The 13473-nt window shown below is 74.5% G+C and carries 8 protein-coding genes; 4 read left to right on the top strand and 4 right to left on the bottom strand.

Annotated features, from left to right (window positions below; all coding sequences use genetic code 11):
* Positions 1 to 158: 158 nt before the first annotated feature.
* Positions 159 to 1883, top strand: a complete 1725-nt coding sequence (locus tag ACZ6C6_RS25450) for an acyl-CoA dehydrogenase family protein (protein WP_469205610.1) — start codon at positions 159 to 161, stop codon at positions 1881 to 1883.
* A 185-nt stretch (positions 1884 to 2068) separates the two neighbouring features.
* Entirely contained in the window at positions 2069 to 3058 is a 990-nt protein-coding gene (locus tag ACZ6C6_RS25445; protein WP_469205608.1) for a helix-turn-helix transcriptional regulator, read from the top strand.
* A gap of 1 nt (position 3059) precedes the next feature.
* Here the strand turns inward: ACZ6C6_RS25445 and ACZ6C6_RS25440 are convergent, their stop codons facing one another.
* Positions 3060 to 3371, bottom strand: a complete 312-nt coding sequence (locus tag ACZ6C6_RS25440; protein ID WP_469205606.1) for a hypothetical protein — start codon at positions 3369 to 3371, stop codon at positions 3060 to 3062.
* Positions 3372 to 3817: 446 nt separating this feature from the next.
* Between ACZ6C6_RS25440 and panD the strand changes: the two genes are divergently transcribed.
* On the top strand, positions 3818 to 4189 hold the full coding sequence (gene panD / locus ACZ6C6_RS25435; RefSeq protein WP_469205604.1) for an aspartate 1-decarboxylase: 372 nt from the start codon (positions 3818 to 3820) through the stop codon (positions 4187 to 4189).
* A gap of 101 nt (positions 4190 to 4290) precedes the next feature.
* Positions 4291 to 5691, top strand: coding sequence for an ATP-binding protein (locus ACZ6C6_RS25430; RefSeq protein ID WP_469205602.1), 1401 nt, complete (start codon positions 4291 to 4293; stop codon positions 5689 to 5691).
* Positions 5692 to 5722: 31 nt separating this feature from the next.
* Here the strand turns inward: ACZ6C6_RS25430 and ACZ6C6_RS25425 are convergent, their stop codons facing one another.
* The 3 genes from ACZ6C6_RS25425 to ACZ6C6_RS25415 are packed head-to-tail and all read right to left on the bottom strand — an operon-like array spanning position 5723 to position 13459.
* Positions 5723 to 6979, bottom strand: coding sequence for a beta-ketoacyl-[acyl-carrier-protein] synthase family protein (locus ACZ6C6_RS25425; RefSeq protein WP_469205600.1), 1257 nt, complete (start codon positions 6977 to 6979; stop codon positions 5723 to 5725).
* Between the two features lie 40 nt (positions 6980 to 7019).
* Positions 7020 to 7226: an MbtH family protein gene (locus ACZ6C6_RS25420; protein ID WP_469205598.1), complete on the bottom strand. Its 207-nt coding sequence runs from the start codon at positions 7224 to 7226 to the stop codon at positions 7020 to 7022.
* Positions 7226 to 13459, bottom strand: coding sequence for an amino acid adenylation domain-containing protein (locus tag ACZ6C6_RS25415; RefSeq protein WP_469205596.1), 6234 nt, complete (start codon positions 13457 to 13459; stop codon positions 7226 to 7228). Before ACZ6C6_RS25415 ends, ACZ6C6_RS25420 begins: the two co-directional genes overlap by 1 nt.
* Positions 13460 to 13473: the final 14 nt, after the last annotated feature.

The following is a 13473-nucleotide window of genomic DNA, read 5'->3' as shown; positions in this document are numbered from 1 at the left end:
CCGGGCGCACCCGGCCAGGAAGGCCCTGGGCAATTTGCGGGCATCAACAGCTGCCGGTCGGTTGCCTGGTGGCCCGCGCGCCCGCGCCCCGAGCATGGGCGCCACCCGCCCCCGTGACCCGGTGGGCACACCTCCCACACCCTCATGGAGCTGTTCCGATGACGCTGGAGCACGCCCGGCCCACCCTCGCCACCGTCGCCTCGCTCGAACGGCTCCTCGGCGACCCGGTCGACGGCGATGGGCCCTTCTCGTTCGCCGCGATCGTCCCGGCCGAGGAGCGCGACGAACTGCCGGCCGGCGCGAAGAAGCTGTTGCTGGACTGGGGGTTCGCCGACTTCCTGGTCCCCGAGGGCGACGGCGGACGGCTGCGGAACCTGGAGTCGGCCTTACTGCTGACCCGCACCCTGGCCCGGCGCAACCTCACCTTCTCCGTGCTGTTCGGCTCGACCCTGCTGGGCGCCGCGCCCGTGTGGCTGTGGGGCACCGACGAGCAGCGCGCCCCGGTGGCCGCGGGGCTGGCCGCCGGGGCCATGGCGTGCTTCGGCATCTCGGAGCGCGACCACGGCAGCGACCTCGCGGCGAGCGGCACGACGGCCGTGTCGGACGGCGACGAGATCGTCCTCAACGGGGAGAAGTGGCCGGTCGGCAACGCGACCAGGTCGCGGTTCGTCAGCGTCCTCGCCCAGCACGACGGGCGCGGGCTCTCGCTGTTCCTGGTGGACAAGGAGCGGCTGGCGGACGGGGCGTGGACGAACACCCCGTTCGTGAAGGGCGCCGGTCTGCGCGGCCACGACCTGAGCGGGATCACGTTCCACGACGCGCGCGTCCCCCGCTCGGCACTGGTCGGCCGGCCGTACCGGGCGCTCGCCTCGGTGCTGAAGACCCTCCAGATCACCCGGACCGCCATCGGCGCGATGTCCCTGGGCACCATGGACTCGGCGCTGCGGATCGGGGTGCGGTACGCGAATGAGCGGGTGCTGTACGGGTCACCGGTCAAGGAGCTCCCCGTGGTGCGTGAGCACCTGGTGGGCGCCCATCTGGATCTCCTGATCGCGGAGTGCGTGGCGCTGCCCGTGGCGCGGGCCCTGTCGGTGGTGCCGTCGCGGATGAGCCTGTGGTCCTCGGTCGTGAAGTACCTGGTCCCGGTGATGGGCGAAGAGGTGCTCGACCACGTGGGCAAGGTGCTGGGGGCGCGTGGCTACCTGCGCGAGGGCGTCGCCTCGGGGGCCTTGCAGAAGCTGCGCCGCGACCACGCCATCACGACGGTCTTCGAGGGCACGACCCACGTCAATCTGCACAGCATCGCCACGCAGCTGCCGACGGTCGCGGCCGTCGCGGACCGGCCGGCCGAAGGCGGCCGCGAGGTGCTGCGCGCCCTGTTCGACTGGTCGCGCGAGGCGCCGGTGTGGTCCCCGTCCGGCGACGCGCTCCAGCTGACCAGCGCCGCCCAGGACGAGATCACCCGGGGCTGGACGGAGGCCGTCGAAGAGTCGGCCGTCGTCGCGAAGGAGCGCCTGGACGAGCGGTCGGCGGCCGAACTCGCAGTCCTACTGGCGGAGCTGACGGTCCAGCGGCAGGCCCTGTACGCCGAGGTGACCGGGGCGGGCCGGGCTCCGGACTCGGTGGCGGCGTCCCGCACGGCGGCCCGGCACTGTGTGCTGCACGCAGCGGCGTCCTGCCTGTACGCGTGGCTGTACGGCGGCGAGCGGGCGGGAAGCGCGGTGCGCGGTGACGGATGGCTGGTTCCGGCGCTCCAGCGCCTCCTGCAGCGGCTCGACCCCGGCCGGCTGCCGGATGAGCGACACCACGACGAGTTTGTGCGTGGTGTGGAGGAAGCGTTGGCGAAAGGTGAAGACTTCTCGCTTCTGCCTACCGTCTCTTGACCCTCTTTTGACCGGCACTAGGCCAACCGTGCCGTCAAAAGGGTAGGACATATACGCATACACGCACCTACAGTCAACCCTTCACCGGAGCTACACTCCTGCGGGTCGAGGGGCCGAAGGACAGGGGCCCCATAGGGGTGCGCGCCTGTCGCGTCACCCCTCGGTATGCGTTGTGGGGGACAACAATGCTGAGCAGATTGGGCTTCGAATCCCATGAAGAGGATGTGTACCGGCTCATCCTCGAAAACCACGGGCTGCGGCCGAGCGATGTGCGGCAGCGGCTGAACCTGACCGAGGAGCAGGTGAGTCGGGCGGTCGACCAGCTGATCGACCGCAAGCTCCTGGCGGTCCCGCGCCATGACGAGCTGCGGCCCGTGGACCCGAACCTGAGCCTGTACTCCCTGTTGAGCGACCAGCTCACCGAACTGCACGACCGGCAGAAGGAGTACGAGCGCACCCGGGCAGACATCCGCGCGATGCTGGCGGAGTTCGGGCATCTGTACCCGTCGCGTTCACAGCCGGACGCGGAGCGCCTGATCGGCATGGACTCCGTACAGGAGCGCATGCAGGATCTGGCGGACGCGGCCCGGCAGGAGTGCATGACGTTCAATCCGGGCGGCGGCCAGTCGGCCGCGAGCCTGGCCGCCAGCAAGCCGCTCGACAGCGACGTCATCGGACGCGGGGTGCGGATGCGCACGGTCTACCTGGACAGCGTGCGCAACGACCCGACCACCGTGGAGTACGCCGGCTGGCTGACCGGCATCGGCGGCCACGTCCGGACCGTGCCGGTGCTGCCGATACGGATGGCGGTGATCGACCGCGCGGTGGCGATCCTGCCCATGGACCCGGACCACACCCGCAAGGGGGCCGTCCAGATCAACTCGCCCGGCGTGGTGAAGGCGCTCGTGGAGCTCTTCGAACGGGTGTGGGCGGACGCGGTCCCGCTCGGCGACGGCCACGACCGCTGCGAGGAGCTGGACGAGCACGGACTCGCCCGCCGCGAACAGGAGCTGCTGCGGCTCCTCGCCCAGGGTCTCACCGACGCGGCCGCGAGCAAGAGCCTGGGTGTCTCGCTGCGCACGGTGCGCAGGATGACGGCCGACCTGAGCGAACGCCTCAACGCCCGGAGCCGGTTCGAGGCCGGTCTCCGGGCGGGGCAGCGCGGCTGGCTCTGAACTAGTTGACCCCGGCGGCGGCCGTGCAGACGGGCGCCGAGTCCCAGTTGAGGTTGCCGTCGGGCAGCTCCACGTCGAGACCGAGGTCCAGGTCCAGGCCGTCCGGCACGGAGTCCCAGTTCAGGTTCCCGTCGGGCACCAGGTCCCAGTTCAGGTTCCCCTCCAGCGACCCGCCCGCGGCCTCGCAGCGCAGGGAGACCCCGGCGTCCGCGGGACCGGCGCCGGTGTCGGCCTGGGCGGTCGCACCCAGGGAAGCGAATGAGAAAACAACCGCGGCGGTCGCGAAGCCCAGAATTCGACCAGCGCTGCTCATGTCTTTGTCCCCCAATTGTCATCCCCCGCCCGCCGGTGGTCCTGTAACCGGGCGGCAGCGGGCAACTCTGCTCTGTCCGTGATCCATTCTGGGCGAAAGGGAGGCGGCAGGAAAGGTTTCCCGGTGGCAGGAAAGGACCAGCGGCAGCCTCATGCCACCTCGGCCTCCGGGCCGAACGTCGCCGCAGATGGCGAGGGGTGCGGCGGGCCGGCGGGCCCGGACCCGCGCCACGCCGTTGGCACGGTGCTGCCACCGGGAAAATGCTGCCACCAATACCCCCTTCCGCGCGTGTGTTCGCATGAGCAGAATCCACCCGGCGGGGGTTTCTTCCATCATGTACGGACGACCCCCCACCTGAAACGCCAACGTCAACATCTGGCCGGATTCCCTCCATCTCTCATTCGCTTCACCGGAATCCCGGCCCGCTTCGAAGGGGGAACTTCCCGATGCGCCGCACCATGCTCAAGTCCAAGATCCACCGGGCGACGGTCACCGAGGCCGACCTGAACTACGTCGGCTCACTCACCCTGGACCCCGACCTCATGGAGGCGGCGGACCTGCTGCTCGGCGAGCAGGTGGCCATCGTGGACGTCAACAACGGCGCGCGCCTGGAGACGTACATCATCGAGGGCGAGCGCGGCTCGGGCGTCGTCTGCATCAACGGCGCGGCGGCGCGGCTGGTCGCCCCGGGCGACATCGTCATCATCATCGCCTACGGGTCGGTGGAGGAGGACGAGATCGGCAAGCGGGAGCCCCGCGTCGTCTTCGTGGACGAGGCCAACCGCATCGCCCACATCGGCAGCGACCCCGCCTCGTGACCCGGTGACACCGGACGCCTCCGGCCTCGGTCCGCTCCCGGGCGGACGGGGCGGGGCGTCACACCGCCACGGCCACGAGAAGCAATCGGGGGATCTGGAACATGATCGAGGCCATCGAACAGCCCATGTCCGCGACGCCGGACGTCCGCCGCCTGCGCCATCTGCTCGCCGAGCGAAGACAGGCGCGCGGCTGGACCCAGGAGGAGCTGGCGGAGCGCTCCGGGGTCAGCGTGCGCACCATCCGCAATATCGAGACCGGCTCCAACAAGCGGCCCCGCCGCGCCTCCGTCGACCTCCTGCTGGGCGCCTTCGGGACCTCGCTCGCCGAACTCGCCGGCGCCGAGGGACTCCACCCCGGCCACGAGGTCACCCCGCTCTTCCTGCCCCGCCGGCACGACGCCTCCGGGCACTGGCCGCACCCGGTCGACCCGGACCGCTGGCGCGGCCCCCGCCCGCTCACCGAGGCCATGGCCGGGCGCGACGACGACCTCCGCCATGTCCTGGGCACCATGCGCCGGGGCAGGCTGCTCGTCCTCACCGGGCCCGGCGGCGTCGGCAAGACCCGGCTCGCCCTGACCGCCGCCGCCCGCCTCCAGGAACGCTTCCGCGACGGCGTCGGCGTGGTCGAACTCGGCCCCTGCACCCCCGAATCGGCGGACCCGGCCGCGGCGCGGGACCAGGTGCACCGGGCCGTGGACGCGGTCCTCGCGGACGCGGTCGCCCGCGAACCCGGCCGGGAGCTGGACCTGCTGCTCGTCGTGGACAACGCGGAGCACGTCGTCGCGACGGTCTCCCGGCTGGTCCTGCGGCTCGTCGTGACGCATCCCGGACTGCGGGTCCTGATCACCTCACGGCGGCCGCTGGCCGTGCTGTCGGCCGACGTGTGGGAGGTGTCCCCGCTCCCGGCGGGCGAACCGTGCGCGGACGAGGCGGCCTCCCCCGCGGCCGACGGCCGCACGGAGGACGGGGCGGCCCTGCCCGCCGCCGTCGAGCTGTTCCTGCGCCGCGCCAGGTCCACCGTGCCCACGCTCGACCTGGGCAGCCGCCTGCCGCAGGTGGCCGAGCTGTGCCGGCGCCTGGACGGGCTGCCGCGCGCGATCGAGGCGGCCGCGCACAGCATCCGGACCGTGTCGCTGGAGTCCCTGCTGTACAGCGGTCCCGCGCTGTACATGTTCGACCGCTTCGACCTGTCGGCGGTCTCGCACCACAGGACCCTCGCGGACAGCGTGCGCTGGAGCTACGACCTGCTCACCGCCGAACAGCGGGACCTGCTGCACCACTTGGCGCGGTCCTTCGACTCGTTCACCGTCGAGGACGTGGTGAGCGACCATCCGGCGGGCGCCTGGACGGCGGGCAGCGTCGTCTGCGGCCTGGCCGAGCTCGCCGACGCCTCCCTGATCCGCGTGCACCGCGGCACCCGCTACGGCTACCGGGTCTACGGCTGGATCAAGGCGTACATCGACACGCTCGACGAGGAGTCCGGCCGCACGCTCGGCGCCTGACGGTCCCGCCGCGCCCCCTCCCCCCTCCCCCTCACCCCGCCCGCAGGGCCAGCGCCACCTGGTGGCCGCCGAAGCCCGACGCGTTGCTCAGCACGGCGGCGGGCCCGGCGGGCAGGGGGCGGGGGGCCGCGCGGACCACGTCCAGCTCGATGGTCTCGTCCAGCTCCTCGATGTTCACGGTGGCCGGAGCCACCCGGTCCCGCAGCGCGAGCACCGCCGCCACCGCGGACAACGCCCCGGCGGCGCCCAGCAGATGGCCCGTCATCGACTTGATCGCCGAGACCGGGACCCCGTCCGGCCCGAACAGCGCGCCGATCGCCCGGCTCTCGATCATGTCGCCGCCCGGGGTCGAGGTGGCGTGCGCCCCGACCTGGACCACGTCGGCGGTGGTCAGGCCGCCGTCCACGAGGGCCCGCTCCATCGCCCGGGCCAGGGACTTCCCGGTCGGCTCGGGCCGGGCCATGTGGTGGGCGTCCGCGCTCATCCCGGCCCCGGCGACCTCGCAGTAGATCCTGGCGCCCCGGGCCCGCGCGTGCCCGGCCCGTTCCAGGATCAGCACCGCGGCCCCCTCCCCCATGACGAACCCGTCCCGCCCGGCGTCGAAGGGGCGCGAGGCCCGCTCCGGGTCCTCGTTGCGCCGGGACAGCGCGGTCATGTTCGCGAACCCGGCCATCGCCAGCGGGTTGATCGCCGCGTCGCTGCCGCCGACCGCGACCACATCGGCGCGGCCCAGCCGGATCAGGTCGAGCCCGGCCGCCACGGCCTCGGCGCCCGCCGCGCACGCGGTGGCCGGGGCCTGCGCGCAGGCACGGGCGCCGATGACCATGCTGGCCTGGGCGGCCGGGCTGTTGGCCATCAGCATCGGGATCGCGATCGGGGAGACCCGCCGGGGCCCGCCCGTCCGCAGCACCTCCTCGCCCGCGAGGGCCGTGCCGAGCCCGCCGAACGCGGTGCCGACGACCGCCGCCGTCCGGTCGGCGTCGGGGCCGCCGTCCTCCCCGGCCGGGGCGGAGAACCCGGCGTCCGCCCACGCCTCGCGGAGCGCGACGACGGCGAACTGCCCGGCCCGGTCCATCCGTCGCGCCTCGATCCGGTCCAGGACGGACGACGGCTCCACGGCGGCCCGGGCGGCGATCCGCACCGGCAGGTCCTTGGCCCAGCGCCCGGTGAGCGCGACCGTGCCGCCGCGCCCGGCGAGCAGCGCCTCCCAGGTGGCCGGGGCGGTGCCGCCGAGCGGGGTGGTGGCTCCGAGGCCGGTGACCACGACGTCGTGCAGGGTGCGGGGCATGGACTCGTTCTCCTCAGCGGCGTACGGCGGGGGCGGGGTGCTACGCGGTGGCGTCGATGAGGCTCTTGGGCCGCATGTCGGTCCAGTGGGCCTCGATGTACGCGAGCGCCGACGTCCGGTCGGACTCCCCGTGCGCGACGGTCCAGCCGGCCGGGACCTCCGCGAAGGACGGCCACAGCGAGTGCTGCCCCTCGTCGTTGACCAGGACCACGAAGGTCCCCTCCTCGTTGTCGAACGGGTTCGCCATCACTGACTTCCTTCCTGGTGGTCCTGTACGGGTACGAGCACGGCGGCCAGGGCGGCCGGAGTGCGGTGGCGGTGGATCTGTACGAGGTCCGGCTCGGCGCCCAGCGCCTCCCGGACGCGTCCGGCGAGGCGGAGCGCGCGCAGCGAATCGCCGCCCGCGTCGAAGAAGTCCTCGTCGGCGCCGTGGTGTTCGCGTCCCAGCACCGAGGCGAACAGCGCGCACAGCGCCTCGGTGCGCGGCGCCGGGGAACCGGCGGCGGGCGCGGGCGGCGCGACCGGCGCGGCACTCGCGTCCAGGACGGGCAGCACGGTCCCGGGCAGCGCCCCGGTCGCGGTCTCCGGGTCCTCGGCGAAGGCGGTGAGCAGGGCTGTGAGCCGGTCGAGCACGGCGGCGGCGTGTCCGGCGTCCACCAGCTCGGCGCGGTGGCTGACCTCCAGGTACATCCGGTCGCCGGGGACGGCCATCAGCTTGAGCGGGTAGTGGTAGGCGTCCCGGCCGTGGAAGTCCGCGACGCGCAGCCCCGCACCCGGCACGGCGGGCAGGGCTGCCGCCCTGGGGTAGTTCTCGAAGACGATCGACGTGTCGTACAGCGGCCCCGCGCCCGCGAGGCGCTGGACGTCGGCCGGTCCGAGGTGGTGGTGGTCCGCCAGTTCCGCCTGCGCGGCCTGTACGCGTACGAGCAGGGCGCGCAGCGGTTCGGCGGGGTCGGCCGCCTCGACGCGGACCGGCACGGTGTTGATGTACAGCCCCACCATGTCCTCGATGCCGGGGAGTTCGGGCGGCCGGACGGAGACGGTCGCGCCGAACACCACGTCCCGGCACCCGGTCAGCTCGGCGAGGAGCAGCCCCCAGACGCCCTGGACCACGGTGTTCAGGGTCACCCCGGCCGTGCGGGCGGCGGCGGTGAGCGCGGCCGTGAGGTCCTGCGGGAGCTCGGCGGTGATCCGCTCGGGAAGGGTCGTGAGGGTGCCGGTGTCGTGGCCGGGGGCGATCAGGGAGGGCCCGGGCAGGCCCTTGAGCGCGGTGCGCCACGCCTCGCGGGCGGCCTCGCGGTCCCGGTCGGCCAGCCAGGCGGCGTACTCCCGGGCGGGGACGGGCCGGGGCAGCGCGGCGGGGTCGCCGCCGTTCAGGTACAGCGTGAACAGGTCGCGCAGCAGCACCGAGGTGGACCAGCCGTCGGTCAGGATGTGGTGGCTGGTGAAGACCAGGGCGTGCCGGTCCGCCCCCGTCCTGAGCAGCGTGAAGCGCAGCAGCGGCGGACGGTCCATGGCGAACCGGGCCCGCCGGTCGCGGGCGAGGAAGGCGTCCAGGCGGGGGCGCGGCGGTGATCCGTCCGGGCGGGTCAGGTCCAGCTCGGCCCAGGGGACTTCGACGCGTGCGGCGACGGCCTGGACGGGTTCGCCGGAGTCGAGGAGCGGGAAGCCGGTGCGCAGGGCCTCGTGCCGGTCGGTGAGGGCCTGGCAGGCGCGGCGCAGGGCGGCGGTGTCGAGGGCGCCTTCGAGTTCGGCGACGAGCTGGACGTGGTAGACGTCGGCGGCCCCGCTGTCGTACCGGGCGTGGTGCAGCAGCCCTTCCTGGAGCGGGGTCGCGGGCAGCAGCCCGGTGGGCGGGCCCGCCGGCCAGGTTGCCTCCAGGGCCTCCAGCTCGTCCTGCCCGATGTCCACCAGCGGCACGTCGGAGGGGGTGAGCCCGCCCGCTCCGGGGCGCGCGATGCGGTCGACGAGGTCGCGCAGGGCGGCGAACCACGCCTCGCCGAGCTCCGCCGCGTCCGCCTCGGTGAGCAGGGCGCCGGGCCAGGACCAGGTCGCGGTGAGACGGGGCCCGTCGGGCAGGTCGTGGGTCGCGGCGTTGACCTCGATGACGTGCGGCATGGGCAGCGCGTCGTCGGTCCCGGAGACCACGGCGTCCGCCTCGGCCGCGATGTCCCATACGCCTTCGCCGGGTCCGGAGATCCTGCCGAGGTAGTTGAAGCCGATCTGCGGGGCCGGGTGGGCGGCGAGGACACCGGCCGTCTCCGGGTTGAGGTGGCGCAGCAGCCCGTAGCCGATGCCGTTGCCGGGGATCGCCCGCAGCTGCTCCTTGACCCGCTTCACGGCCCGGTTCAGGTCTCCGGTCCCGGGGTCCACGCGTACGGGGTAGAGGCTGGTGAACCATCCCGCGGTGCGCGACAGGTCGAGGCCGTCCGCGATCTCCTCCTCGCGGCCGTGCCCCTCCAGGTCCACGAGGACCCCGCCCGCGCCGCCCGTCCCGCGCGCCCGGCGCCAGGAGTCGACGGCCAGGGCGAGGGCGGTGAGCAGGATGTCGTTGACCCCGGTCCGGAAGGCGGCGGGCACCCCGGTCAGCAGCGGTTCGGTATAGGCGGCCGGCAGGGTCAGGGTGAGCGAGCGGGCGGTCCCGTACACGTCCCGCGCGGGGTCGAGCGGGCGCGCGGCGAGGGCGGGGTCGCCGCCGGACAGGATCTCCTCCCAGAGCGGCAGCCGGTCGGTGTGCCAGGGGTCCCGGGCCGCCGTGCGCAGCCGCTCGGACCAGGTACGGAAGGACGTGGGCACGGCGTCGAGCCGGGCCGTACCGCCGTCGGCGGCGCCCTCCCACGCCCGGTGCAGGTCGGGGAGCAGGACGCGCCAGGAGACGCCGTCCACGGCGAGGTGGTGCACGGTCAGCAGGAGGCGGCCGTCGGCGCCGGGGCCCGCGTCGAGCCAGACCGCCTCGGCCATGCGGCGCGCGGCCGGGTCGAGGCGGTCGCGCGCGGCGGCGGACTCCTCGGCGACGGCCGCCCGCAGCGCGTCCGGGCCGAGGCCGCTGATGTCGCGGCGGCGCACCAGGTCCTCGGCGCGGACCGTGCCGGGCGCGGCGATGTCGAGGGCCCAGTCCCGGCCGTCCGGCCCGGTGGCGAGGCGGCGCATGCGGAGCGCGTCGTGCCGGTCCAGGACCCGCTGCACCGCCCGGGCCAGCCGGCCGGTCGTGCCGAGGTGCGGGACGCGGACCAGGACCGACTGGTGGAAGCCGTCCGAGGGCCCGCCGCGCTCGCGGAGCCAGTGCATGACGGGGGTGGGCCCGAGCGGTCCGATGCCCGCGTCCGGGTGCTCGGCCGGGCGGTCGGCGACCGTCCGGGCGACCCGGGCGAGCGCGGCGACGGTCCGGTGCGTGAACACGTCTTTCGGGGTGATCACCAGGCCCGACTTGCGGGCCCGGGCGACCAGTTGGATGGAGACGATCGAGTCGCCGCCGAGGTCGAAGAAGCTGTCGTCCACGCCCGGCGCCGCCACCCCCAGCACCTCGGCGAACAGCGCGCACAGGGTCTCCTCCGCGCGCCCCGAGGGCGTCCGCCCGCCGGAGCCGGTCGCGGCGGCCGGGGCGGGCAGCGCGCGGCGGTCCAGCTTCCCGTTCGGCGTCAGCGGCAGCCGGTCCAGCCAGACGACCGCCCCGGGCACCATGTACTCGGGCAGGGCCCCGGCGGCGTGCTCGGTGAGCGCGGCCGTGCGCCGCCCGGCGTCCGGGTCCCCCGCGGCCACCACGTACGCCACCAGGCGCTTCACTCCCGGCTGGTCCTCCCGGACCACGGTCGCGACCTGGGCCACGGACGCGTGGCCCGCCAGGACGGTGTCGATCTCGCCGAGCTCGACGCGCAGGCCCCGGATCTTGACCTGGTCGTCGCTGCGGCCCAGGTATTCGAGGACCCCGCCGGCCGTCCAGCGCACCACGTCACCGGTGCGGTACATGCGGGCGCCGGGCTCCCCGTACGGGTCGGCGACGAAGCGTTCGGCGGTGAGGACGGGCCGGTGCGCGTAGCCGTGGGCCAGCTGCGCGCCCGCGAGGTACAGCTCGCCGGGGACGCCGGGCGGGACGGGCAGCAGCGCCTTGTCGAGCACCAGCAGGCGGGTGTTCCAGACGGGCCGGCCGATGGGCACGGACCCGGCCCCGGTGACCGGGCGGCACTGCCAGTACGTGACGTCGACGGCGGCCTCGGTCGGCCCGTACAGGTTGTGCAGCTCGGCCCCCTCGGGACCGAGCAGGTCCAGGAAGCGGTTCTGGGTGGCCGCGGGCAGCGCCTCGCCGCTGGAGAAGACGCGCCGCAGCCCGGTGCGGCGCGCGGCGGCCGGTTCCTGGAGGAAGACCTGGAGCATCGAGGGGACGAAGTGCGCGACGGAGACGTTCTCGCGCCGGATCAGCTCCGCCAGGTAGGCCGGGTCCTTGTGGCCGTCCGGGCGCGCCACGACCAGGGTGGCGCCGGTGTGCAGCGGCCAGAAGAACTCCCAGACCGAGACGTCGAACCCGCACGGGGTCTTCTGGAGCACCCGGTCACCGGGCCCGATCGGATAGCGGTCCTGCATCCAGCGCAGCCGGTTGACGACGGCGGCGTGCGGCACCATGACGCCCTTGGGCCGCCCGGTCGACCCGGACGTGAAGATGACGTAGGCCGCGCTCGCCCCCCGCGGCCCGTCCGGCGCCCCGGAGACGTCCGCCACCGGCTCCCCCGGCGCGTCCAGCAGCAGCCGGGGCGCGTCCGTCTCCGGCAGCGCGGCGGCCGTCGCGGTCTCGGTGAGCAGCAGCGCGGGGGCGGCGTCCTCCAGGAGCCACCCGATCCGCTCGGCGGGCAGGTCCGGGTCGACCGGCACATAGGCGGCGCCCGCCGCCTGCACCGCGTGCAGGGCGACGACCAGGGCGGCCGACCGGGGCAGCGCGACGGCCACGGTGTCGCCGTGCCGGACCCCGTGCCCGCGCAGGAGCGCGGCCAGGGCGCGGACCCGCTCGGCGGTCTCGGCGTACGTGAGGGTGGCGTCCTCGGCGACGAGCGCGACGGCGTCGGGCGTACGGGCCGCCTGCTCGGCGAACATCCGGGGCAGGGTGGTGTCCTCGACCGGGTGCGCGGTGTCGTTCCAGGTGTCCAGCACCCGGTGCCGCTCGTCCGGGGTGAGCAGCGCGACGCGCCCCACCGGGGTGTCCGGGGCGGTGAGCCAGGTCTCCAGGAGGTGGCGGACGCGGGCGGCGACGCTCTCGGCCTCGGCCCGCTCGTACAGGTCCTGCCGGTAGTTGACCTCAAGCCGCAGCCGCCTGCCGGGGACGGCCATCAGGCTGAGCGGATAGTGCGTGGACCCGGCCGACCCGTCGCCCTCGACGGCGGTCAGCCGCAGCCCGCCGGCCGGGGCGCGCACGTCGTCCCAGCTCATCGGGGCGTTCCCGAACGCCACGGACGTGTCGAAGAGTTCGCCGAGCCCGGCCCGCCGCTGGATGTCGGCGAGGCCCACGTGGTGGTGCGGTTCGAGCGCCGACTGCTCCCGCTGGATGCGGGCGGCCAGCGCGCCCAGCGCCTCGTACGGGTCGAGCCGCACCCGGACCGGGGCGGCGTTGATGAGCAGGCCGACGATGTCCTCCACGTCGTCCAGCCCGGCCGGGCGGCCGGACACGGTCTGCCCGAAGACCACGTCCCAGCGCCCGGTCAGCCCGCCGAGGACCAGCGACCAGGCGGCCAGGACCACGGAGTTCAGGGTGAGTCCGGCCGCGCGGGCGGCGGCGGTGAGCGCCCCGGTGGCCTCCTCGGCCAGCTCGGCGGCGGCCACGCGGGGCATCACGGCGCCCCCGGCCGCTTCGGCGCCGGGCGCGACGAGGGTGGGCTCCCCGAGCCCGGCCAGCGCCTCGGCCCAGGCGTCCTCGGAAGCGGCCCGGTCCTGTCCGGCGAGCCAGGAGAGATAGCGGGCGAAGGGGACCGCGGGCGGCAGCGCCCCGCCGTCGCCCCCGGCCGCGTACAGCACCAGCAGGTCGCGCAGCACGATCTGGAACGACCAGGCGTCGAGCAGGATGTGATGGTAGGTCAGGATCATCGCGTGCTCGTCGTCGGCGAGCCGGGCCAGGGTGAAGCGGATCAGCGGCGGGCGGCCCATGTCGAAGCCCCGGGCCCGGTCGTCGGTCCGGTAGCGGGCGAGCCGGTCCTGCTGCTCGTCCGCCGGGAGCCCGGTCAGGTCGAGGTCCGTCCAGGGCACCGCGGCCCGCCGCCGTACCAGCTGGACGGGCTCGCCCGTCTTCCGCTGCTGGAAGCCCGCCCGCAGCACCGGATGCCGCTCCAGGAGCGCCCCGCACGCGGCCCGCAGCCGGTCCGTGTCGAGCGCGCCGCTCAGCCCGAAGGCGACCTGGATCGTGTAGACGTCGACGCCCTCCTCGTCGTACAGGGCGTGGAAGAGCATCCCTTCCTGCAACGGCGACAGGGGCAGGGCCGCTTCGAGAGGAGACGGCTTCACGGGGAGCCTCCGGC

The organism is Streptomyces sp. NPDC041814 (assembly GCF_055590565.1).
Note: the sequence above shows the minus strand (reverse complement) of the source record. Positions and strands in the feature narration are given on the sequence as shown.

Excerpts from the sequence above, each read along its gene's own strand:
- ACZ6C6_RS25450 (WP_469205610.1), top strand. The coding sequence starts at position 159 with ATGACGCTGGAGCACGCCCGGCCCACCCTCGCCACCGTCGCCTCGCTC.
- ACZ6C6_RS25445 (WP_469205608.1), top strand. The coding sequence starts at position 2,069 with ATGCTGAGCAGATTGGGCTTCGAATCCCATGAAGAGGATGTGTACCGG.
- ACZ6C6_RS25440 (WP_469205606.1), bottom strand. The coding sequence starts at position 3,371 with ATGAGCAGCGCTGGTCGAATTCTGGGCTTCGCGACCGCCGCGGTTGTT.
- panD (WP_469205604.1), top strand. The coding sequence starts at position 3,818 with ATGCGCCGCACCATGCTCAAGTCCAAGATCCACCGGGCGACGGTCACC.
- ACZ6C6_RS25430 (WP_469205602.1), top strand. The coding sequence starts at position 4,291 with ATGATCGAGGCCATCGAACAGCCCATGTCCGCGACGCCGGACGTCCGC.
- ACZ6C6_RS25425 (WP_469205600.1), bottom strand. The coding sequence starts at position 6,979 with ATGCCCCGCACCCTGCACGACGTCGTGGTCACCGGCCTCGGAGCCACC.
- ACZ6C6_RS25420 (WP_469205598.1), bottom strand. The coding sequence starts at position 7,226 with ATGGCGAACCCGTTCGACAACGAGGAGGGGACCTTCGTGGTCCTGGTC.